The 22,468-nt window shown below is 62.3% G+C and carries 22 protein-coding genes; 6 read left to right on the top strand and 16 right to left on the bottom strand.

Annotation, left to right across the window (positions count from 1 at the left end):
• Positions 1-118: 118 nt before the first annotated feature.
• From FXB40_RS35375 to FXB40_RS35360, 4 genes are read right to left on the bottom strand one after another with little or no spacing between them, the layout of a single operon-like run.
• On the bottom strand, positions 119-892 hold the full coding sequence (locus FXB40_RS35375) for an anti-sigma factor family protein (RefSeq protein ID WP_148776908.1): 774 nt from the start codon (positions 890-892) through the stop codon (positions 119-121).
• Complete coding sequence (locus FXB40_RS35370; RefSeq protein WP_148776907.1) at positions 889-1,413, bottom strand: sigma-70 family RNA polymerase sigma factor; 525 nt, start codon at positions 1,411-1,413, stop codon at positions 889-891. Before FXB40_RS35370 ends, FXB40_RS35375 begins: the two co-directional genes overlap by 4 nt.
• Positions 1,414-1,452: 39 nt before the next feature.
• Positions 1,453-2,907 (bottom strand): YncE family protein, encoded by a 1,455-nt coding sequence (locus FXB40_RS35365; protein ID WP_148776906.1) that lies wholly within the window; start codon positions 2,905-2,907, stop codon positions 1,453-1,455.
• A 9-nt stretch (positions 2,908-2,916) separates the two neighbouring features.
• On the bottom strand, positions 2,917-3,450 hold the full coding sequence (locus FXB40_RS35360) for a DUF305 domain-containing protein (protein ID WP_187437365.1): 534 nt from the start codon (positions 3,448-3,450) through the stop codon (positions 2,917-2,919).
• 373 nt (positions 3,451-3,823) lie between these two features.
• Between FXB40_RS35360 and FXB40_RS35355 the strand changes: the two genes are divergently transcribed.
• From FXB40_RS35355 to FXB40_RS35340, 4 genes are all read left to right on the top strand, one after another.
• A complete protein-coding gene (locus FXB40_RS35355) occupies positions 3,824-4,792 on the top strand; it encodes a YeiH family protein (RefSeq protein ID WP_347339795.1) in 969 nt (322 codons plus the stop codon).
• Positions 4,793-4,794: 2 nt separating this feature from the next.
• A complete protein-coding gene (locus FXB40_RS35350; protein ID WP_148776903.1) occupies positions 4,795-5,685 on the top strand; it encodes a LysR family transcriptional regulator in 891 nt (296 codons plus the stop codon).
• Between the two features lie 511 nt (positions 5,686-6,196).
• On the top strand, positions 6,197-7,438 hold the full coding sequence (locus FXB40_RS35345) for a molybdopterin-dependent oxidoreductase (protein WP_148776902.1): 1,242 nt from the start codon (positions 6,197-6,199) through the stop codon (positions 7,436-7,438).
• Positions 7,439-7,448: 10 nt separating this feature from the next.
• Positions 7,449-7,781: a c-type cytochrome gene (locus tag FXB40_RS35340; RefSeq protein ID WP_148776901.1), complete on the top strand. Its 333-nt coding sequence runs from the start codon at positions 7,449-7,451 to the stop codon at positions 7,779-7,781.
• Positions 7,782-8,398: 617 nt separating this feature from the next.
• Here the strand turns inward: FXB40_RS35340 and FXB40_RS35330 are convergent.
• From FXB40_RS35330 to FXB40_RS35290, 10 genes are all read right to left on the bottom strand, one after another.
• Positions 8,399-9,118, bottom strand: coding sequence for an LrgB family protein (locus FXB40_RS35330; RefSeq protein ID WP_148776900.1), 720 nt, complete (start codon positions 9,116-9,118; stop codon positions 8,399-8,401).
• 20 nt (positions 9,119-9,138) lie between these two features.
• Positions 9,139-9,543: a CidA/LrgA family protein gene (locus tag FXB40_RS35325; RefSeq protein ID WP_148776899.1), complete on the bottom strand. Its 405-nt coding sequence runs from the start codon at positions 9,541-9,543 to the stop codon at positions 9,139-9,141.
• A gap of 26 nt (positions 9,544-9,569) precedes the next feature.
• A complete protein-coding gene (locus tag FXB40_RS35320) occupies positions 9,570-9,860 on the bottom strand; it encodes a hypothetical protein (RefSeq protein ID WP_148776898.1) in 291 nt (96 codons plus the stop codon).
• Between the two features lie 83 nt (positions 9,861-9,943).
• Entirely contained in the window at positions 9,944-10,303 is a 360-nt protein-coding gene (locus FXB40_RS48305) for a hypothetical protein (protein WP_187437364.1), read from the bottom strand.
• Positions 10,304-10,994: 691 nt separating this feature from the next.
• Complete coding sequence (locus FXB40_RS35310) at positions 10,995-11,663, bottom strand: hypothetical protein (protein ID WP_187437363.1); 669 nt, start codon at positions 11,661-11,663, stop codon at positions 10,995-10,997.
• Complete coding sequence (locus FXB40_RS48300; protein WP_187437362.1) at positions 11,664-11,804, bottom strand: hypothetical protein; 141 nt, start codon at positions 11,802-11,804, stop codon at positions 11,664-11,666. It lies immediately after the preceding gene.
• A 296-nt stretch (positions 11,805-12,100) separates the two neighbouring features.
• Positions 12,101-12,322: a hypothetical protein gene (locus FXB40_RS35305; RefSeq protein WP_148776895.1), complete on the bottom strand. Its 222-nt coding sequence runs from the start codon at positions 12,320-12,322 to the stop codon at positions 12,101-12,103.
• 313 nt (positions 12,323-12,635) lie between these two features.
• Positions 12,636-13,901 (bottom strand): efflux RND transporter periplasmic adaptor subunit, encoded by a 1,266-nt coding sequence (locus FXB40_RS35300; RefSeq protein ID WP_148776894.1) that lies wholly within the window; start codon positions 13,899-13,901, stop codon positions 12,636-12,638.
• Positions 13,898-17,080, bottom strand: coding sequence for an efflux RND transporter permease subunit (locus tag FXB40_RS35295; protein ID WP_148776893.1), 3,183 nt, complete (start codon positions 17,078-17,080; stop codon positions 13,898-13,900). The genes FXB40_RS35300 and FXB40_RS35295 overlap by 4 nt, the downstream gene beginning before the upstream one ends.
• 221 nt (positions 17,081-17,301) lie before the next feature.
• Positions 17,302-18,204: an RNA polymerase factor sigma-32 gene (locus FXB40_RS35290; RefSeq protein ID WP_148776892.1), complete on the bottom strand. Its 903-nt coding sequence runs from the start codon at positions 18,202-18,204 to the stop codon at positions 17,302-17,304.
• Positions 18,205-18,432: 228 nt separating this feature from the next.
• Between FXB40_RS35290 and FXB40_RS35285 the strand changes: the two genes are divergently transcribed.
• Together FXB40_RS35285 and FXB40_RS50195 are read left to right on the top strand one after the other, a co-directional pair.
• Complete coding sequence (locus FXB40_RS35285; protein ID WP_187437361.1) at positions 18,433-18,873, top strand: DUF305 domain-containing protein; 441 nt, start codon at positions 18,433-18,435, stop codon at positions 18,871-18,873.
• Between the two features lie 57 nt (positions 18,874-18,930).
• A complete protein-coding gene (locus tag FXB40_RS50195) occupies positions 18,931-19,617 on the top strand; it encodes a helix-turn-helix transcriptional regulator (protein WP_148776890.1) in 687 nt (228 codons plus the stop codon).
• A gap of 96 nt (positions 19,618-19,713) precedes the next feature.
• Here FXB40_RS50195 and FXB40_RS35275 read toward each other — a convergent pair whose 3' ends face one another.
• Together FXB40_RS35275 and FXB40_RS35270 are read right to left on the bottom strand one after the other, a co-directional pair.
• Positions 19,714-20,121, bottom strand: a complete 408-nt coding sequence (locus FXB40_RS35275; RefSeq protein WP_148776889.1) for a thioesterase family protein — start codon at positions 20,119-20,121, stop codon at positions 19,714-19,716.
• Between the two features lie 23 nt (positions 20,122-20,144).
• Complete coding sequence (locus tag FXB40_RS35270; protein WP_148776888.1) at positions 20,145-22,460, bottom strand: FdhF/YdeP family oxidoreductase; 2,316 nt, start codon at positions 22,458-22,460, stop codon at positions 20,145-20,147.
• Positions 22,461-22,468: the final 8 nt, after the last annotated feature.

Raw genomic sequence — 22,468 nt, 5'->3', positions numbered from 1 at the left:
GTCCTCTCTCGTTAGAGATAGGGAGCAACGCCCGTTCTACACGGCCCGACATCCTGAATTCTTGTTCAATAAGGGTGAGCGCATGGGGAGGCGGTCCGCCACACGTGAGGCCGCCGATTCAGATGGCGCGCGCCTGCCTGCGAACCTCATTCGCGATCGCCTTCAGCGAGTTCGTCGGCGCCGGGCCCACAAGACTATAGCCAATGCCGTCGTCCGCCCAGGCAAACCCGGTGGCGCCGCTGTTTGACTGTGCTGTCATTGGTGCGTTCTGGTCGGCGCTGCTCATCGGCCGCGTCAGCACGACAACCCGGCTGCCGTGGTCGTCGTCATACATGAACATTGCGGCCGGTCCGTGCTGGGTCGCGACCAGGCGCCCACCCATCAGCCGGTAGCCTGAATCCGCCAGATCCGGCACCTTGACAGGCCGGTTGAGCCGACTCGAGATCCATTGGACGAGCTGCGTGGTGTCGGATGCTCGCACCTCGACGGGGCGGATCCGATCCGGTGCGTAGACATTGTAGGAATAAGCCGCTTCCTGCGCGAGTGCGGCCAGTCCGCCAGATGGCGCCTCCAACGAGCCGCGCATTACCCAGCCGCCAAACCCGCCCACGCTCAGCAGCAGCATCGCCGCGATCGCCCACCATGCCGGCGGGGAACGACGCCTCCGACCCTCGACAATGCGTGAGAGGTTCAGCTCGGGTGGCAACGGCTCGTCAGCAATCGGCGCCAGCGACGCGCGCAACAGCTCGCGCTGATCGGCAAAGCCGGCGACGCGCTTGGCGACGTCCGGATGATCGGCAAGGTAGGAGCCGACTTCCGCTCGACGCTCCGGCTCGAGCACATCATCCACATAGGCATGGAGGTCGTCTTCCGTGATCGGCCGGTTGTTCATGTCAGCCTCCGCATCGTCACCACGTTCCCTGGCGCACCAGCGACGCCGTCGAGCTCCTGCTGCAACCTCTCGCGTGCCCGCGACAGGCGCGACATCACGGTGCCAATCGGGACGTTCAATACCTTCGCAGCCTCCGCATAGGAAAGATCCTCGACCGCAACCAGCAGCAGTACGGCCCGCTGCTCGCCCGGCAGTTTCGCAAGCTTGTCCAGTACGTCTTGATACATGAGCCGATGCTCCTGCGCGGCAGCCCCGCGAAACTCGCCCTCACCCGCTTCCTCGATCGGCACATGCCTGCCGCGCGACGACGCCTGACGGAATTGATCCGTCGCGAGGTTGTGCAGGATCGTGAACAGCCAGGCGCGCACGCTCCCGTCCCGCCTCTGATGCCAGCGGCTGACAGCGCGCTCCAGGCAGTCCTGCACAAGATCGTCCGCGTTCGCGCGGTTGCGCACGAGGGCGCGCGCATAGCGGCGGAGGGCGGGGATCAGCGGCTCGACCTGAACCAACATATCCTTCATCTCGCCCTCCGCCTGCGTTCCTTCTCGCTTCAGCGAACGTCAACGGGTCTCAATCTGGATCGCCTCGCCGGGCATGGCCGGTTCGCCGGACGCAATCACAAGGTATCGCCTGTCGGCCTTTGCCCCCTGATCGACGATCTGCCGGATCGGGCCAGCGGCGTTGACGATAGCCGATCCTGCCGGGTTCGTCATGAACGCTGCGAGCGGCTGCAACGGGCCGCTGCCGTCCTCATGCTCGGACAGCGCCAGCACATATTTCTGCTTCGGCTGGAGACCCGTCACCGAAGCTTGGAGGATCTGGATCAGGCCCTGGTCGAACAGCGACACGCTGGTCGGCACCTTGCCATCGCCCGCCTCCCTCTTGGGCGCCAGGGCGAGATGGGCAGCCTGACCGGCAACGCCGAGCGGCTGAAGGTTCTCCCGGTCGTCGGGATTGGGCGCGGCGTTGGGGACATAGGCGATCGCCTGAGGTGCCTGACCGATCGGAATGCTGGCAATCACCTTGTTGGTCGCGGTATCGATCGCCGCCAGCGCATCGGCGTTCTCAAGGCCGACATAGACGCGCGATCCGTCGCCCGACGGCCAGACGCCGTGCGGCAAATTGCCGACCGGGATGGTCGCGACCTGCGAGAAGTCGTCGGTGCGGAACACCTTGACTTCGTTCAAGCCACCGATCGTGACATAGGCGAACGATCCCTTGGCGGTTTGTGCGAAGTTGACATGGTTCGTGATCGGACCGGTGTCGATCGTCTTGATGAGGCTGAACGGAGGACGTGCGTCGAATACCTGCGTCTTGCCAACGTCCTTGAGCGTGAACCAGACCTGCTTGCCGTCGGGCGTCGCGGCGATGTTCGGGCAGAACGGGCTATCCTGCTTCACTTTGGCGACGATCTTGTGATCGGCAACCGTGACGACATCGGTTTCCGGATTGAACGACGAGCAAATGTAGCCGTACTTGCCATCGGGCGAGAATATCTGCATGCCCGGGCCGCTTGGAGTCGTGATGCGCGTCTTCTCTTCAAAGCTATTGGCATCGATCACGGAGATGTAGTTCTCGCCGCGCACCGTCACCCACACCTCCTTGCCGTCCGGCGTGTAGAATGCCTCATGCGGCGAACGACCGACATAGGTCACATGCTTGACCGCGTTGGTCGCGGTGTCGATGAAGGTGACCGAATTCGAGCCGATCGACACCACCGCGAGCGTGTGGTGATCGGGCGAATAGCCCATACCGTGGACGAGCACCTGCCCCTTGTAGAGCGGGCTGAAATTGAGCGGCTGCGGATCGCCCAGCCGGATCACGCCGAGCAGCTTGTTGTCGACGGGATCCGTCACCGAGACCGTATTCGAGAACTGCTCGGCCGCATAAATCCGGTCGTGATGGCTGATCGGAATGTCGGGCGAGGACAGCGCGCCGGGCGCTTGCCCGGCCCACGCAGCGGACCCGGTTGCGAGCATCGTTGCCGCCAGGAAGACAGTTTTCCACGTTATCATGTTTCGCTCCTAGTCTTTCATTCCGGAGGACATATCCATCTGGATGCCCGAATGATGGTGAACGTGCGCGGCAGGGAGAGCCTGCGGCTGCGTCGGCGCGGGCGTCGTGTCGGTCGCCGGCTCGCCGATTGCGAGTTTCATCGCGGCGATCTCCTGCATCTGGTCGACGATGATTTCCTGCGCGATCCGCCGAAGCTGCTCGTTCTTGCCGTAGCGCAGCTCGATTACGGCCATGTCGATGGCGCCCTGATGATGCGGGTTCATCATGGCAACGAAGTCGCGATCGATATCGCCGCTGGGCTTCGTCGCCATGTCGTTCATCATCTTGGTCATCGCCGCGTCGTTCTCTTTCAGGAACGCGGATTCCTCGGCGGTCAGCCCTGCCGGAGGATCGGCCGGATGGGCTTCATGCGCGAACGCGAGCGGCGGGATCGCGCAAGCAATCAGGACTCGCCCACCCAACAGGATCGCGGCGAGCCCTGGTCTTCGGAAACGACACCTGCTTGCGAGTGTCGCAATGAATCTGCGCGACTTCTGGTGCATCCTGAACTCCCATGTTGATCGCATGGGAGTTTGACGGAGCGGCACGCGTTTTATTCCAAACGGCCGCAAAGGTTCTTCGGCGCAGGCAGACGGCCTTCAAAAAAGCCAGCGGCAACAATGACTAAGGTACGATCTTCGGACCGATCGCAGACGCGTTAGCGTCCCGCCCAGGGAATGCGCACCAGCGATGACAAATCGATTTTATCGATCATAATCTGAATATCAATCTGTTGGATAAATTCATCGCCGCAGACCAGTTTTGGCGTAACCCGGAGTAACGCCAATGACCTCTGCCATCGACTTCCGCACTTCTCCAGTCAGATCCGTCATCCGCGACGCCATCGTATCGCGGGTGAAACCAGCCCGCGCCGTCATCCCCGGGGTGGCGCTGGCAGGAGCTATCGCTCTCGTCGCCAAATTGCTTCACGGCGTTCCAGGAATTGCCACGTTCAGCCCCATGATCCTCGCCATCGCAATCGGGATATCCATGCGCAATCTGGTCGGCACTCCGTCCTTCGCCGCCCCGGGAATTGCTTTCAGCATGCGCCGTCTGCTTCGGGCCGCGATCGTTCTCCTCGGCTTTCAGATCACGCTGACCCAGCTTGCAGCCGTGGGTGCAAGGGGACTCTTGATCGTCGTCGGCACGCTCGTTGCCACCTTCGCCTTTACTCTCGCAGCCGGTCGCGCCTTGGGCGTCGACCGAAAGCTCACGGAACTGATCGCCGCGGGCACCTCGATCTGCGGTGCTTCGGCCGTTGTCGCGACCAACAGCGTCACCGGAGCGTCCGACGAGGATGTCGCTTACGCGATTGCCTGCGTCACGATCTTCGGCTCGATCGCAATGTTCGTCTATCCTGTGCTGCCGCATCTTCTGCATCTCGACGGCGCGGCCTATGGCCTCTGGAGCGGGGCATCCATCCATGAGATCGCGCAGGTGGCCGCCGCTTCTTTTCAGAACAGCCAGCGCGCCGGCGAAATTGCCACGGTCGCCAAGCTTGCGCGAGTCATGCTGCTTGCGCCTGTGGTGCTGGCCCTGAGCGTCGGGCCCCGGCTGGCGGCCCGTGGCGCGCCCGGCAGGTCGGCAAGGGCACCCCTGCCCTGGTTCGCAATCGGCTTTGTCGCGGTGACTGCCATCAACAGTGTCGTGACCATTCCGGCGGGAATGAGGGACGCCACGATCACCCTGTCCACCTTCCTGCTCACGATCGCTCTCGCCGCCATGGGCCTCGAGACCGATATCTCGAAACTCTACGCGCACGGCCTGCGTCCGGCTATATTGGGCGCACTTGCCTTCCTGTTCATTGCAACTTTCAGCCTGGCTCTCATCAAATTCATGGGGTGACCATGACGCTCGAACAGCTCCGGATCTTCGCCGCGGTCGCGGACAAGCAGCACGTGACACAGGCCGCCCGCGAACTGAATCTGACACAATCGGCCACGAGCGCGGCGATCGCCGCGCTCGAAGGCCGTTATGGCGTCAAGTTGTTCGATCGGGTCGGTCGCGGCATCGTGCTCACGCATATGGGCCGCTCATTTCTCGGAGAAGCCCGTTCCGTGCTGGCGCGCGCCCATGCGGCCGAGCAGGTTCTTCGGGACTTCGCCGGACTCAAGGCCGGAAGGCTTGTGATCGCCGCAAGCCAGACGGTTGGCAGCTATTGGCTGCCCGCGCGGCTATTGGCTTTCCAGGCGACCTATCCCGGCATCGAACTTGACGTGAAGATTGCCAACACCGAACATGTCGCGACCGACGTGCGCGAAGGCATGGCGGATCTCGGCTTCATCGAAGGCGACATCGACGATGCCGCTCTGTCGGCCCGCCGCGTCGACGGCGATGCGCTGGTCGCCGTCGTGGGCTCACAACATCCACTAGCGAACCAGAGAAAGCTTCCGCCCGACTGGATTGCCACAACACCATGGATCCTTCGCGAGCCGGGCTCCGGAACGCGTGCCATGTTCGAACGGGCTCTGAAGAAGCGTGGAGTGCGCCTTTCCGACCTCACCGTGCAGCTGGAGCTCGCCTCGAACGAGGCAATTCGAACGGCCGTCGAGACTGGCCGCTGCGCCGCGGTCATCTCCGATCTGGTGGTCGAAAACGCGATCGCGGCAAAGCGGCTGTTCCAGTTGGAAGGCGAAATGGCGAAGCGTTCGTTCTACGCGTTGCGCCACAAGGAGCGGCATGTGAGCAAGGCCGAAGCCGCGTTGATGTCCAGCATCACAGCGGGCCCTGCTGCGTAGGACGACCTGCGCCTGCAGGCGGCACCTCTATTCCATTGCAACAATTGAACTGATGCCTCGCCAGCAATGCCGCGGGCGTCGTCAGCGCGCGGCAGCGTCTTTGCGCATTCGATCGTGGCCGGCGATCAGAACGATCTGATCATCTCGTTGGATTGCTGCCGTATCGCGACCTACCCTCTTGAGAAGCGGCAAGCACATCGAACACTCTGCTTGCCATAACAGATGGAGATTCACAATGATCGGTTCCCGCCGCGCTTCCCTCGCGATCGCCTTGCTCGTCACCGCCGGCTCGATGCTCGGCGCGCCCCTCGCGCACGCCAGAAGCCCGATGCATTCCTCAGGCAACAGGAGTAACATTCACTCGCAAGAGCACCTTCGTTTTACGACAGGACCTCTTCCATGCATTCGCCAGGCGCAACCCCGCCAGCATGTCGAAGATCCTCTCGCGGACATCAACCTCGGATGACCACCCCTGCATCGAACGTGTATCCATTTCAGCAGGAGGATTTCGATGCCACTACATCGCAATGATCAACACGTTCAAGCTCTGTCCCGCCGCGCCGTGCTCAAGACCATCGGTCTCGCGGGCCTGGCGCTCGCCGGCTCATCGGCCTGGGCCGATCAATCGATGCGCCTTCCGTTCGCCAGTGGCCCGCAGGAGCGGCCGATCACGCATGACTTCCCGCAGAAGGGACCCATGATCCTGCAGCGTACCCGGCCTCCGCTGTTGGAAACCCCGATGGAGGTGTTCGATCGCGGCGTGTTCACGCCGAACGACCAGTTCTATGTGCGCTGGCACTGGGCCGTGATCCCGACGTCGGTCGATGCGGACGCCTTCCGGCTCGCCGTGCGCGGCCACGTCAACCAAGTGCTGTCCTTGTCCATCGGCGATCTGCTCAAGATGCCTCGCGTCGAGCTCGCCGCCGTCAACCAGTGCTCGGGCAACTCCCGCGGCTTCTTTTCACCTCGCGTCCCAGGCGCGCAGTGGGCGCATGGCGCGATGGGCAATGCGCTATGGGCGGGAGTAAGGCTCAAGGATGTGCTGGACCGAGCGGGCATCAAGTCCGGCGCGATACAGGTCCGCTTCAGCGGACTGGACGAGCCCGTGGTGCCCGAAGCACCCGATTTCCGCAAGTCGCTCGACATCGATCATGCACGCGATGGCGAAGTCATGATCGCCTTCGCGATGAACGGTGAGCAGATGCCGCTGCTGAACGGCTTCCCGCTGCGCCTGATCGTGCCGGGATGGTACTCGACCTATTGGGTCAAGATGCTCAGCGACATCGAGGTCCTCGATCGCGCGGACGACAACTACTGGATGGCGACCGCGTACACTATCCCGGACACGCCGCACGCCAACATCACGCCTGGGCAGACCGGCGTGAAAATGATTCCCATCAGCCGGATGGTGCCGCGATCCTTCTTCACCAATGTTACGGAAGGTGCGTCGCTTCCGGCCGGTGCCAGCGCGGCGATCCGCGGGATTGCCTTCGGAGGAGACACGAGCGTCGCCAAGGTCGAGCTTTCGATGGACGACGGTCAGACCTGGCAACCCGCAACACTGGGCGAGGATCACGGCAAATACAGCTTTCGCCGCTGGCAGGTGACCATTCCCCAGCTGGCGAAGGGCCATCATTCACTCATGATCCGCTGCACGAGCCTGAGCGGCGACGTACAGCCCGCAACGCCGAACTGGAACAACAGCGGCTTCATGCTCAATGCCGTAGAGACGGCCCATGTCACCGCCGCTTAGGAGCAATTTCATGCGACACGTCATCATTGCTCTGGGCACCTCATTCGCTGCCCTTCTGACGCCCGCCTCTGCTCAGGTTCAGCCCGCTCCGCCGATCACATCGACGAGCGTCGAGCTCCCTCCGGGCGATGCGCTATTTCCGGGCGGATCCAGCGCGGACGCCATCAACAACAACTGTCTGGCCTGTCACTCCGCAGACATGGTGCTGAACCAACCTGTTCTCTCCAGGTCCGCTTGGGACTCCGAGGTTCACAAGATGATCAAGGCTTACAGAGCGCCCATCGACGAGGGCGACGTGCCCGCGATCGTCGATTATCTGGCCAGCATAAAGGGAACGAACTAACGTCAGGCCTGTGACCAGAACGAACTGGCGCTGTCCAGCCAGCGCTCGGTGTCTTCATTGCTCCAGCCCGGGACGGCGAACCGTGGCCCGACAGGCGGTACTGCACTCGGATTTACCAGTCGATGTCTCTGCACGTGCAGACGTGCAGCCGGACGCAGTGGATCGTGCGTCGTCGCAGACGCAGTCGCACACGACGCCAGCAAGAGACCAAGCACCATCAGACAGCGCATTGAATCGCTCCAAATCATCTTCAGCATCGCGCGCGGCATAACCGGCGAACGGCCAGGCTTTACGGGTCCATCCCGAGCGATTGGCCGCCGAACTTGGACGGATCGTTATAGCTGGGCGTATCGTTGTAATGGATCGGCGGCCGAGGGCCTGCATAGGTTCCCCTCGGGATGACGAAGTCACCCAGTGACACGACCGACCCATGGATGAGCCAAGGCCCGATGCCGTGCGTGCGTACCATGGGTGGGAGCCGCGCTGCACAGGCGGTCAGCGAAATCAGAAAGCCAACGGTCGAGAGCGAACGGACATGACGTTCGTCATCCCAATCCAGGCAGTCGCGCGGCGTATCACATTGCCGACATCGTTCCGGGTGGCGCGAACGATCGATTTCATGACTTCCAATACTGCGCAATGAGCGGCACGACGATTCCAACCAGGGCGCCATTGAGTCCGATGCCAAGCGCGGCGAATGCGGCTCCAAGCTCGTTGCGCTCGGCTACTTGCGCGGCCGCAATGCCGCTTCCCGCAACTCCGGCAGCGAGGCCATGGGCCCGCCAGTCGTTGATGTTCAACCTGGTCAGCATCGTCCGACCAACAACGGCCGCCACGATGCCGCCGACGATCGCGAGCGCGGCTGTCAGGGCCGGAATGCCGCCGATCTGGCTGGACACCGCGGCAGCAATGGGAGTGGTCGCGGCCTTCGGCGCCATGGAAAGGGCAACCGTGCGTGTACCTCCGAACAACCACACCAGGCCAATGCCGCTGATCGTCGATGTTACGGAGCCCGTCAACAGCGCCAGTCCGACGCCCGCAAGGTTCTCCTTCACGAGCCGGGCGCTTCGCGCCAGAGGAATGGCCAGGGCGACGGTTGCCGGCCCGAGCATGAAATTGATGAACTGGGTCGCCGTAAAATAGACCCTGTAGTCGGTCCGGGTCACGACGACGATGACAGCCACGATGGTGATGGCGATGAGCACGGGACTCGCGAACGTCGACCCCCCGCAAGCCCGCTGCAGCGCGTTGCCGGCCGTGTAGGCGGCCAGCGTTACGACGAGCCAGAGCAACGGCGTCGTGCCAAGCGAATTCCAGAGATGATCAATTGCAATCATTGGCGGCGGTCCGACTTGGATCAACCCCGCTCCAGATCGTGCACGGTGTCTGGCGATCGCCGCGAGGCGCGGCGGCGAATGCTCCAGTGCATCACGAGGCCAGTGACCGCCAGGCTCAGCAACGTCGATCCGATTAGGCCGGCGGCAATCGGCAACCATTCCGACCGCAACACGCCGACCTCCGCGATCAGGCCGACACCCGCCGGCACGAACAGAAGTCCCATGTGACGGATCAGGGTTTCGGCAGTCCGCTCCAGGCTGCCGGTAATCGGCGACCTGGAGCTCGCGCCTCCTTTTCTGAAAGCCAGCGCGGCGGCCAGAATTGACATGCCGATCACAGGTCCCGGTACGGGAAGCCCAAGCATTTGGTGGAGCGCGTTGCCGGCGAGCTCACACACCAGCAGAACGAGAAGAGCGGATATCATCATTTGGCCTGGCGACATGCACGGGTTCAACACCCGCGACAGATCGACCCCTCCAGCAGCTTTTCAACCCGCGCATCCTCCTTGTCGATGGCAGCGTTCGTACCGAGCAGCGGGCCTTTCATGGCATGACCGACTGTACCGGATGACGGCAGCGCGGTGCCCAGGGAATTCGTTCCCGGCGTCGCAGCGCTCGTGCCGAGCGCGCCGCCACCCATCGACATGTGCGATCCCATCGATCCCATGCCGCCGCGGGCGAATGCTGTGGTGGCGGAGAGGACGAGACAAAGTGCGAAGCAAAGCAGGGACAACAGCCTCATGATTCATACTCCCGGCGTTGAGGTGACCTGAACTCGAAGTAGGTGTCAGGTACCTCCGGCGCCGAGCACGATGGCGAGAGCGATCATGACAAAGAATACAGATTCGACATCGGCGCGTTCACGGCTCCAGGCTTGTTTCGTCTTCTCGGAAGAGTTATCTGCGACGATGCACGGTCGCCAGCGGAAATGCTTACATCAGACACATTAAGAGCTGCGGCGTTGATCTCGATGGCGTCAATCCCATCCGCATTTGCGGCGTGGTCCTTCGCGGACCAGGAGCCTGCGGCGCATGCGTCGATGTATCCGAACCGGACGTCCTGAACGGCGGCGTCACTCGATTTTGGTTTGCTGTCTTTCGGCCAGCCGTCGCAAATTTTCTCGGACACCAGGTGATCGAGCTCCCCGTACAAATGACGGATTTCCAGCTCGGCCTTGAGATTCACCCCACAGTTACCTTTCGACAGCAGCCAATCCTGACTGCCCTGCCACGTAGACCTGCGAAGGGAGCCGCAACCGCAGATCACGTCGCGGACGCGGTCGTGGAAAGTGAGTGCCGCTGGGCCTGGACGGCACATACTGGCCAGCGCGGCGAACAAACGTCTGCACACAGCTGGAGCCTGCGCAATGTTCAGGGGCATTCGGACACTGGAGGAGCGAGTAGTCGAGCCGAACGACGTTTGAGTTGTCGTCGTATGTCGCGAAGTAGTGTCCAGCCTCAGCGTTGGCGCCGCATCTGGACAAAACAATCCTCCTGATTCCGGACGGAAGATGAGCGATCCTCTCGGCACTCATTGGTGGATCAGGGGGGACGACCGGCACCGCATAACCCGGCGCCCACCACATCGAGACCGCCATGCAGATCAGTATGAATGGAATTCGTTGCACGCAGCACCTTCGCAAACAGCGGTTCTTTCGGAAGCGCATCCCCGACGATTGGATCGCCCTGGATAAAGACTAGGCGGTAGACGCGCTCCGGCAAGGACCATGACGGCGAATTGAAAATCTCTGATCGAGAGTTCGTGCGAAGTTGCTGAACTGACGTGTATCCCGCGTCACGGGCGCTGTCGGCACCCGACCGCTTGGAGCCATCAATCTCCGCTCTCGAACGTGAATTGGATCGACCGGCCTCAGTACTTACGTCTGATCTTGACAACCGAACGCCTGGGATTTTTGAATGCGTACGCTTATCTGCGCGACAGCCGCCCTCCTGCTGAGCGGCAGCGGCTGCCTGGCGCAAGTCTCGACCATGGGAACGACCGCCATGGCCATTCCGACAACACCGGGCGCGATTGTGTCGTCCCCGCTGGCTGGGCCAAGCCCGTTCACGAGCCTTTTCTCGGCCGCGACCATTCCCGGTGCGCCGGCAACCACGCTGGCTTCGCCCCCACTGGCGCTAGACCCGACACTTCCAGGAACGAGCGTGAATTGCGCGCCGACCGCGGTGGAACTTTCCCCATCGGTGGAGAGCGTCACCGCCACGAGCAGCAGCGTTTCTGCCAGTCCTACTGTAGCGATGAGCGCAACGAGCCCGATGGGCGCAATGGGGACCATCACTGGCATGTTGGGGTTGGCTGCGCCGATGACCGTTACAAGCCTGCCGCCGACCTTGCCGGCGGCCATGCCCGTGACCATCGTCGGCACGGTTACTGGCAGCACGACAGGCACTGTGGCGCCGGCGCCCGCACTCGGCAGCTCCACTCCCGGAAGCTCGTGCACGTCGGCACCCGGAAGCACCTTGACCAATGCTGCGGCTTTGCCGGCGTCAACGCCTGATATCCCGTCAACCCCTGCCCTCGGCACCATTCAACCGCCGGCGATCGACGCCGACACCGCCGACACCAGCATCAGCCCCGCGCCGAGCGTAATGCCCACCCCGAACACGAGCGCGTGTCCCGAAAGCATTTCGATGGACCTCGCCAATCCGGCCTCGGCCAGTCCCGTCACAACCGGCACTGCTGCGACAGCGGGCGCATCCCCGCCTGCGGGCTGCTAAGCGCAATTCCTGTCATCCTCGACAACTCGGTCGAATGAACCCAGTGGTCAGGCTCGCTGGCGCGATCCGGGACGCCGCGCCGGGCCGGGTCGCGCTAGGCGAGCCAAGCATTCTACGGCTTCGGCGGATAATTACCTCGTCCTCGAGGATGAGGATCGGACGCGGCCTCAACATGTGGACGGGAGACGCTCGCATCGACGGCGACCGCGCAGCCGGCTTATGCCGCAGCGCCTCCTTGGTCTGCCTCTCAGCAAATTTGCGGATTGTCACCGTGATCGCAAATGCCGCCCGGTTGCTCCGAGGGCGCTGCGGTGTAGGCGCCAAAAGGTCCTGCAAACGGAAAGACACTCGCGTGATGAGCGCGCTCCGTGATGTGCCGTTGGTTCGCGTAAGTCTCGCGTGCACTGGCGGCCGTCGTGAACATCGCAGTCGCGATCAGTCCCGCCGACAAGATCTTCAACATCGTCATCAACCTTCTCCATTCAAATGCAACGAACGTGTTGCCCTATGAGGGAGGTGCGGATCGATGTAGCGGAGGCAAATGCAAGACTTACTCACAGGCGCTCAATGAGCTGTGAGTCGCTTACGATTCTTTAATCCGGCAGACCAGGGGGAGCCAAGGCACGCAGTGCCGCGCTGAAATTGAATACGGAGGCACTCGCGCCAGATCACCTGGCGATTGCCAATGACGGTTCGCGGAAGCATGCTCGCGGACTGGTATATGAGGCCGCGATCCAGCACTCCGTGCTGTTGATCGGCGCCTCATCGGATTTGGCCGCGAGTTAGCTCGTCTGCGGCCCGTGGGCAGAAACCCGGCTACCCTCCGTCAGGCTCAGCATCGGGTTGAGGATCACCTGTTCGCCCGGCTTGACGCCATCGTGCACCTCGACCTGCGTGCCGAAATCGCGTGCGATCGAGATCTTCTGCATGTGAACGACGCCATTTTCCACGACCGCAACATGCAGGCCGTTCTCATCGAAGACTACGGCGTCGGCCGGTACGATCAACGACGGCGTCTTGCGCGGAATGTACAGCTCGACAGTACAATAGATGCCCGGCTGAAGCGCGCCATCCGGATTGGGGACGTCGATCTCCGTCAGCAACGTACGGCTCCCGGGCTGGAGCGCGGTGGCAATCCGCGTGACCTTTCCCGGAAACGCCCGGCCCGGCAGTTCGGGGACCCGGACGACCGCATCGACACCCGGCCGAACTCCGACCGCCTCGTCCTGCGGCACGAACACCTGCGTGCGGATGACATTCGCATGCATCAACGTGAACATGAATGTCGAACCGGCCTGCACGAGGCTGCCATGGTCGATACTGCGCTGGGTGATCACGCCGTCGAACGGAGCCACCACGCGCTGATAGGCCTTGTCCTGCTCCAGTACCTGGATCTGAGCTTGTTGAGCCGCGATGTTCGACTTTGCCACGGCCTCGGCGGCCTGCTGTGCGCGCAGTGTCAGACGGTCATTATCGCCCTGCTGGGCGGTCAGCCATCCCTGCTTGACGAGACCGCTGTCGCGCGCGTTGGTGACCTCGGCCAGTTCACGGCTCGCCTGCGTCTGCTGCAGGGTTCCCTGCGTCTGCGCCAATGTGGCCTGGGCCTGCGCGATCTGGTGGTCCAGCTCAGGCGCGACGATCTCGGCCAGCAACGCTCCTGCCTTCACCCGATCGCCGATATCGACGTAGCGCTTTTCGATGTAGCCGTTGGTCCTGGCAAATATGTTGGCAGCTTCGAAGGCTGCCGTTGTCGCCGGCAAGGTGACGTTAATCTTGCTGTCACTGGCGCGGACAGTCGCGACGCGGACTTCCGGGACAAGCGTACGCGCTTGTTCGGACGTCGCCGCCAGCGCGCGCGCGGCCTCATAGTGGCGCCAGCCACCCACAGCGAGCCCTCCGGCAAGCAAGAGCAGCGCCGCTGACCCGAACACGGCTGCTCCGGACCGCCGCTTGTGCCGGCCTTCGGCCCGCAGCAGAGGCCTATCCGCATCGTCCGAAAGATCGAGGTCGTGGAGTGGCCGATCCGGCCGCACATCTATCTCAGTCATGCCTGCGTTTCCTTGAACACGCCATGCTGCGGCTTTCCGTCATTGCCCTTGCGCAGCATGGCAAACAGATAGGGGACGATGAGCAGGGTCGTCGGCGTTGCAAACAGCAGTCCGCCGATCACGGCGCGCGCGAGTGCTGCGTTCTGCTCCTCGCCGGCACCGCCGATGGCCATCGGGATCATGCCGACCACCATCGCGGCGGCTGTCATCAGCACCGGTCGGATACGGGTGCGTCCGGCGCTCAATGCCGCCTCTAGGGCGGAATGGCCCTTCAGCTGCTGTTCGCGCGCAAACGTCACCAGCAGGATGGAGTTCGCGGATGCGACGCCGACGGACATGATCGCGCCCATCAGCGACGGGACATTGAGCGTGGTCCCGGTGATGAACAGCATGGTCACGATGCCGCACAGCGTGGCGGGTAACGCCAGAATGACCACGAAGGGCTCGCCAAAGCTCTGGTAGTTGACGACCATCAGCAGATAGACGAACACGGCAGCGAACACGAGGCCGATACCGAGATCCCGGAACGAGTCGTTCATGCTCTGGATCTGGCCCAGGACCTGGATGGAATTGCCGGGCTTCAGTTGCTTTTGAAGATCGGCGGTGACCTTGCCGATATCGGCTGCCACGCCACCAAGATCGCGGCCCTGCACGCTCGCATAGACCTCGTAGACTGGCTGGACGTTGCTCTGGTTGGCATTGGTCGGCACGGTGTCGCGCTTGAAGGTCGCGATGTTGCTGAGCATGCCAGGCACCGTCTGGCCGCTCGCAGCCAGCGACGTGGACACGGGCGTATTGGCCAGCGCATTCAGCGAGCCGATCTTGTATTCCGGCGTCTGCACGGCGAGATAGTAGGGAATGCCGGAGCTCAGATCGGTCCAGAAATTCGGCGAGACCTGCACCGATGAGCTGAGGCTGACATTGATGTTGGTCGCAACCGTGCTGGCGTTCAACCCGAGCTGGGCGGCACGGGTCCTATCGATATCCGCATAGAAAGCCGGACCGTCGATCTCCTGCTGGAGATGGGCATCGACGACACCCGGGATCGCGGCCAGCCGCTTCTGCAGCTTCTTGGCAATCGCCAGATTGTCGGCTCCATAGCCGACGGTTCGAACGTCGATCTGCGCCGGCAGTCCGAAGTTCAGGATCTGCGTGACGATGTCAGCGGCCTGAAAATAGAAGGTGTCCTCCGGGAACGACGCCGGCAAGACCTGACGCAGCTTCTTGATATACTCCGCAGTCGGCTTGTGGCCGTCCCGGAGCGAGACCAGGATGACACCGTCATTGATGCCGATGGTCGAGCCGTCAGCGAAGGCCAAATTATACGCCCGCGCCGGCAGGCCGATATTGTCCACGATCAGCGAGCGATCCTTCTCGGGAATGACTTCGCGGATCTTGTCCTCGATCTTCTGGAATATGGCTTCGGTGCTCTCGATCCGGGTACCCGCAGGCGCGCGGACATGGAGCTGGATCTGACCTCCGTCTATCAACGGGAAGAAATCCCTTCCCACGAGGCTAAGCATCACCGCGCCCAGGCCGAGCATCAGGATCGCAACAATCGGCACGACGGCGCGGCGCCGAAGCAGTACCCTGAGAAGCCGGGAATAGCTCTCACGCAACCGCTCGAAGCTGCGTTCGAAGGCGCCGGACAGGCGCGAGAACAGCCCGGCTGGGACCTCGCCATGGGTATGCCGGCGCTCGCCCTTCAGCAGCAGCCCAATCGTGATCGGTGTCAGCGTTCGCGACAATCCGTAGGACGCAAGCATCGCAAATACGACGGCGAGTCCCAGCGGCGTAAACAGGTATTTGGCTGGCCCCTCGAGGAACACCACCGACGTGAACACGCAGCTAATGGCAAGGGTGGACACCAGTGTGGGCACCGCGATCTCGGCCGCTCCGTGCAAGGTCGCATCCGCAAGCGACATCCCCTCCTCTGTCCACAGTCGATGGGTGTTCTCGATCGTGACGGTCGAATCGTCGACCAGGATGCCGACCGCCAGGGCAAGGCCGCCCAGCGTCATCGTGTTCAGCGTTTCCCCGAGAAAGTAGAGCACGACAAGCGACGACAGGATCGCCAGCGGGATAGAAATCATCACCACCAGGGTCGAGCGCCACGAGCCCAGGAACAGGAGGATCATCATGGCGGTCAACCCCGCCGCGATCGCCCCTTCCCGGAGCACGCCATTCACCGAATTCGTCACGAAGACCGACTGGTCGAATAGTTCCGTGATCTTGAGTCCGGGAGGCGCGGCAGCGCGAACGGCGGTCAGCGCCTTCTTCACGCCGTTCACGACTGCCAGCGTCGAGGCATTGCCATTCTTGATGATGCTGAGAAGGACCGAGCGGCGACCGTCCTCGCGGACGATGTTTTGCTGCACCATCGCACCGTCACGCACCTGGGCAACGTCCTTCAGCAGGATGGTGGCGCCGTTCGTGAACTTGACCGGAATCCTGTTGAGATCGTCGATGGTCGCCGGCGTCGCGTTGGTGCGCACCGTGTACTGGATGTCTCCCATCTTCGCGGTGCCGGAGGGCAACGTGAGATTCTGAGTGTTGACCGCGTTGACGATGTCGAGCGGCGTCAGCCCTCGGGACAGCAGCTTGTCGGGATCGATGTCCACCATGATCTGGCGATACTTTCCGCCGGCCGGCGTGGGCAGGGTGACGCCGGGAACGGGCGCAAGCTGCTGCCGGACACGATAGATGCCAAAGTCGTAGAGTTGCTGCTCGTTGAGATTGTCCGAATTCAGGCTGAGCTGGAGCACGGGAACGCTCGACGCATTGAACTGCACGACGATCGGCGGCTGGATGCCGGGCGGCATCAACGCACGAATGGAGTTGGTTGCGGAGACGATCTGGGCGATTGCCAGGTCGAGATTGACATTGGGCTGGAAATAGATCTTCTGCACCGACAGACCGTTGAGGGTCTGGGACTCCATGTTCTTGATGCCATTGACGTTGGCGCTGATGGAATACTGGCTGTACGTGCTGACGCGCTGCTCCATCTCCGGCGTAGACAGCCCGGTGTACTGCCAGATGACGGTCACGACGGGAATGCGTATCTCCGGAAAGATATCCGTCGGCATCGACCAAAGCGCGGCACCACCCAGAAACAAGATCAGAGCCGCCACCACGTAGAAGGTGTGCGGAAACCTCAGTGCAAATCGAACGATTCCCATTCGAGACCCCTGCGTGTCCGCCGGTTCAGAATGCTCGGCGAGGCACCACGTCGATCGGCCAGCCGTCGCTATCAAGTTGGAATTCAGGTGCTCCAACAGGAAATGATAGAGCCATCACGAAGCTTCACCTTTCGGTCAAACTTCGCGCAGCCGTGATCGGACATGGAGTCCCGTTACCCTCGCGCCGAGCCTGTGCGGACCAGAGCACAGGCTCGCGCGGCTCACGCAACCAATACGTCGCTGCCCGTCCTGGCACCTTGTATCGTCGCGCGCTTGACCTTGGCAAAAGCGGCCGTATCGATCTGCCTCACCCGCTCGCTCGAGATCGACAATTCGCAGCCGAGCTGCTCCAGGGTCAACGGAGGCTCTGAAAGCCGTCTCGCCTCGAACACTCGCCGCTCGCGCTCGGTCAGGATCTCCAGCGCCGAGCGTAGCGCCGCTGACCTGCGGGTTGTCTCGTCGTGCTCCGCGACGATCTCGTCCGCCCCGGGGGCATCGTCGACGAGCGTGGCCTCCCATTCTGCCGACCGCTCGCCGTCTCCAACGCGAGTATTCAGCGACAGATCACCATGGAGGCGACTGTCCATCTCGATCACATCGTTGGCAGCAACCTCGAGCTTTTCGGCAATGAGGTGCGCAAGTTCGGGCGTCAGTACCGCCGTATCGCCCGCGAGCTTCCTCATTTCGCCGCGCAGCCTGAAGAAGAGCTTCTTCTGCGCGGCCGTCGTGCCGATCTTGACCAGGGACCATGAGCGCAAGATGTACTCATGGACGGTCGCCTTGATCCACCACATGGCGTAGCTCGAAAACCGCGCGCCGCGTCCGGGTTCGAAACGAGAGGCTGCAATCACGAGTCCAAGATTGGCTTCCGCGATCAGGTCGGCGATCGGTAGACCGTATCCCTTGTAGCCCCGTGCCACCTTGGCGGCGAGGCGAAGATGGCTCGTAATCAGTTCGTCCGTCGCGCTTTTGTCCCGCCACTCCCGCCAGCGCTGCGCGAGCTGCTGCTCGCGGCCACGCTCGAGCAGATCGAAGCGCTTGATGGCTGCGGAATAAGCGAGAATACCAGCCGATTGCAGAGCTGGCACTCCGGTGACATTGGCGGTGGCCTTTTGAGCCTGCATTGACTGCTCCTACGTTGGGTCCGGCACCTCAACTGTAGGGAGAGCGTGGATGGGGCGGCCACTAAATTGGACTTAAGAAATCTGAATTCGGGTTTAGCCGGCACGCGTCGCGCTCGCCGAACCTTAAAACCATTTTTAATTGAGCTGATCGATCCCCCTTGGCAACTTCATAGCAACACGCACTCGTCTGCGTGACACCGATCACATTAGCTTGCCATGGAGTTGGATGTGCCCTTGTTCTCCCGCGGATTCGTGCGCAGACGCGCTATCTCGCTGGCAACCAGCCTGTCGGTCATGGCGACCTCATTCGCTCTCGCGCAGGATCCGAAGCAGAACTCCGAAGCCCATACGCTGACGGATCGGGACGAGCAGCAGTTTCTGTTCGATATCGATCTTGCGATGAGCAACATGAACCGCAGCATGCTGATGACGCCGACCGACGACATCGACCGCGATTTCGTCAATGTGATGGTCCCTCATCATCAGGGCACGATCGACATAGCGCGTGCGGAGATCAAGTACGGCCGCAACGACGAACTTCGGCGGCTCGCAAGGAAGATGGTGAGCGAGCAGGATCAGGAGATCTCCTCCCTGCGTCATGCGCTGCCGGCCGTCACCAATCTGACGCCCTCGACCGGCGCCGAGATTGCCGCGCACGCGCCGAATTGACGGCATCTCGCCACATCGTGAAGACCTGACAGCATTTTCATCCAGGAGCGACTCAAGATGTCCGTCCAGACCCACGATCCCCTTCGGCAATTGTTTGCGCATCCTGCCCTAAGCGGGAGCGAGGAAAGACGTCCGGCATCCACTGAAAGGGCGCGCCTGTCGGCCCTGCCATCCGACCCCGTCGAAATGGAGTCCGGAGATGAAGTCGTTCAGTCGCTGTTTGAGGCCCTGAAGGTCGCCACGCACAACAATGATCGTCAATGCATGGAAGCGCTTCGGCTCGCGATCGCGGTCAGGCAGTTCGGTCTGCGGCCTTCCGCGGAGCGACCGGCCGGGAATGATCAGGCCTCCGTTCGCGGCCGCCATGTCCAGGGGTTGCAGAAATGGCGGCTCAAACGCGTCGTCGACTTCATCGATGCCAGCATGTCGTCGAAGATGAACTCGCGCGATCTGGCTGCGGTCGCGGGGCTTAGCCGCATGCACTTCGCCTCTCAGTTCCGCGTGGCGACAGGCTTGCGCCCGCACGAATTCCTGCTGCAGCGGCGAATTCGGCGGGCCGCGGAGCTGATGAAGGACAGCACAATGCCGATCATGGAGATCGCGCTCACAGTTGGTTTTCAGACCCAAGCCCATTTTACGACCGTCTTCAAGCGCTTCACGGGATGTACTCCCCGGAGCTGGCGCGTCGGCAATCATATGCTCCCGCGATCCGAGCTCGAGCAGGCTGTCACAGAGATCCTGTGACGGCCCTTCCCGATCTTCTGCGGGAAGCGAGGCCGTCGATGTCGAGGCTGCCTGCCCTGTGGGGGCCGCTTTGCGGTCGGGCAATGCGCTCAGGCGTCAGGCAACGGCCTTGTGAACGCCGAGCCGTTTCTCGAACTCAGGGACATTCACGATCGCCCGGCGATGGGTGCCGGCACCGATCCTTGCGAGGTCATTCCACGCCTCGATCTCGAAAAGCAGGCTCTTTGCGTCGACGCTTTTGACACGCGCAAGCGCGCGTACGCGACTACCGACCGGCGTGGCCGCCAGATGCCGGATATCGACCGACATGCCGACGCTGACGTAACCAGGCGGCAGGGCGGCTGCGACCGCGAGGCCAGCGGCCATTTCCATGTGCAGGATCATCATCGGGGTCGCATAGACCTGCGGCATGCCCGGAACGAAATGCCCGACCGTCATGTCGGGGGTGACCACAATCGACACGGCGGCAGCCATGCCGATGGTGACGCTCGCGCTCGGCTTCATTTGTCTCAACTCCTCGGGTCGCTCTAGTCTTGGTGCGGGGACTCGTCCGTAACGTTGGCGCTGGTGCGCTCGATCCGAACCGGGATACCCTTGGAAGACGGCGTGAAGCTAAGGGGATCGTGCGCATAGAGCGGCACCAGCGGATTGGTCTCCGGGTAGTAGGCCGCGCAGCAACCGTTCGGAAACGAGTATCCGACCACGCGGAAGTTGCGCACCCTCCGTTCCAGTCCGTCCGTCGAGGCGGTCACCAGGTCAATGCGTTCGCCGTCCGCAAGTCCGCGCTTCTCCATCTCGAACTGATTGAGGAACACGATGTCGCGCTGGCCATAAACGCCCCGGTAGCGATCGGAGAGCGAATAGAGCGTGGTGTTGTACTGATCATGGCTACGAATCGTGCTGAGCCAGAGCGTCTCCGGATCATCGTTGTTCGGATCTTCGCCGAGGCCATCGAAGACCAGAAAATTGGCCTTGCCGCTGGGCGTCGCCCAGACGCGCTCGCGCGCGGTCGAGACGAGATGGAAGCCGCCGGGTACGCGAATTCGTGCGTTGTAGGCCTCGAATATCGGCAATACGGCCTCGATAGCCTCGCGAATACGATCGTAGTCGCCGACGAAGCCGTCCCAATCGACGACGGAGGACTGCCCGAGAGTCGCCCGGGCCATGCCGGCAACAATCGCGGGCTCGCTCAGAAGGTGCTCGGACGCGGGCTGGTTGCGACCAGCCGACGCGTGCACCATCGACATGGAGTCCTCCACGGTGATGGACTGCGGCCCGGTCGCCTGGACGTCGATCTCCGTGCGGCCGAGGCAGGGCAGGATCAGGGCATCGCGCCCGTGGATCAGGTGACTGCGGTTGAGTTTGGTCGAGATGTGGACCGTGAGATCGAGTCGCTTGAGCGCATCTTGCGTAAGCTGCCAATCCGGAATGGCGGCGGCAAAGTTGCCACCCATCGCGATAAATACCTTGGCGTCACCGCGTATCATCGCTTCAAGCGCCGTGACGACGTTGTGACCGTGCTCACGAGGCGCCTTGAAACCAAAGCAGGATTCCAGCCGGTCGAGAAATTCGCCGGACGGTGCCTCGGTGATGCCGACCGTACGATCTCCCTGCACGTTCGAATGGCCACGAACCGGGCAGATGCCTGCGCCTTCACGGCCGATGTGGCCGCGAAGAAGAGCGAGATTCGCCAATTGCTGAACGTTCTGGGCGCCGCGCCGATGCTGGGTGATGCCCATCCCGTAGACGATAATCGCGCGCTCGGCTTTCATGTAGGCCTGCGCGGCATATTCGATGTCCTCGCGGCTAAGCCCCGAGTAACGCTCGATATCGGTCCATTGCGTCGCCCTCAGGTCACTAACCAGGTCATCAAGACCGTGGGTATGGTCATGGATGAAATCCCAGTCCACAACGGCCGGCTCCCCCCTCTCCCTTGCCGCCGCGTCTTCATCGACCAGAACCTTCATGAGGCCCTTGATCACGGCGACGTCACCGCCGACTCGCACCTGATAGAGGCGCGAGCTGATCTGAGTCGAGCTCAACGTCGCCATCTCGATCGGGCTCTGCGGAGCCTGAAACCGGACCAGGGCGCGTTCACGGAATGGATTGAACGAGATGATAGAAGCGCCGCGCCGGGCCGCGTCGCGCAGGTTGGTCATCATGCGCGGGCTGTTGGTGCCGGGGTTCTGGCCAAAGATGAAGATGCAGTCTGCCTTGTCGAAGTCCTCCAGCAGGATCGTGCCCTTCCCCACGCCGATGGAGTGTGGCAAGCCGACGCTCGTCGCCTCGTGACACATGTTGGAGCAATCGGGGAAATTGTTGGTGCCGTATTCCCGCACGAAAAGCTGATACAGAAAGGCGGCTTCGTTCGAGGTGCGGCCGGAAGTGTAGAACTCCGCCATGTTCGGATCGGGCAGTGCCTTCAGATGCCGACCGATGATCGAGAACGCCTTGCTCCAGCTCACCGGGAGATAGCGGTCCGTTGCTCCATCATAGGCCATCGGATGCGTGAGACGACCTGCCATCTCAAGATCATAGTCACTCCAGGTGGCGAGTTCGGCCACCGAGTGTTCTGCGAAGAACTCGGGCGCGCAACGCTTGGCGGTCGCTTCCCACGCCACGGCCTTCGCACCGTTCTCGCAGAACTCGAATGACGAGGTGTGCTTCGGATCTGGCCAGGCGCAGCCGGGACAGTCGAACCCTTCGGGCTGGTTCATGCACCGGAGCGTGTTCGCCCCCTTGATCGGAATCCGCTGTTCGATCAGGTGCTCGCTGAGGGCCTTGAGCGCACCCCACCCGCCCGCTGGATGATGATAGGGGTGAACTGCCTTCCGTTCCGACATTGCGAAAA

The organism is Bradyrhizobium rifense (assembly GCF_008123425.1).
Lineage (GTDB): Bacteria > Pseudomonadota > Alphaproteobacteria > Rhizobiales > Xanthobacteraceae > Bradyrhizobium > Bradyrhizobium rifense.
Note: the sequence above shows the minus strand (reverse complement) of the source record. Positions and strands in the feature narration are given on the sequence as shown.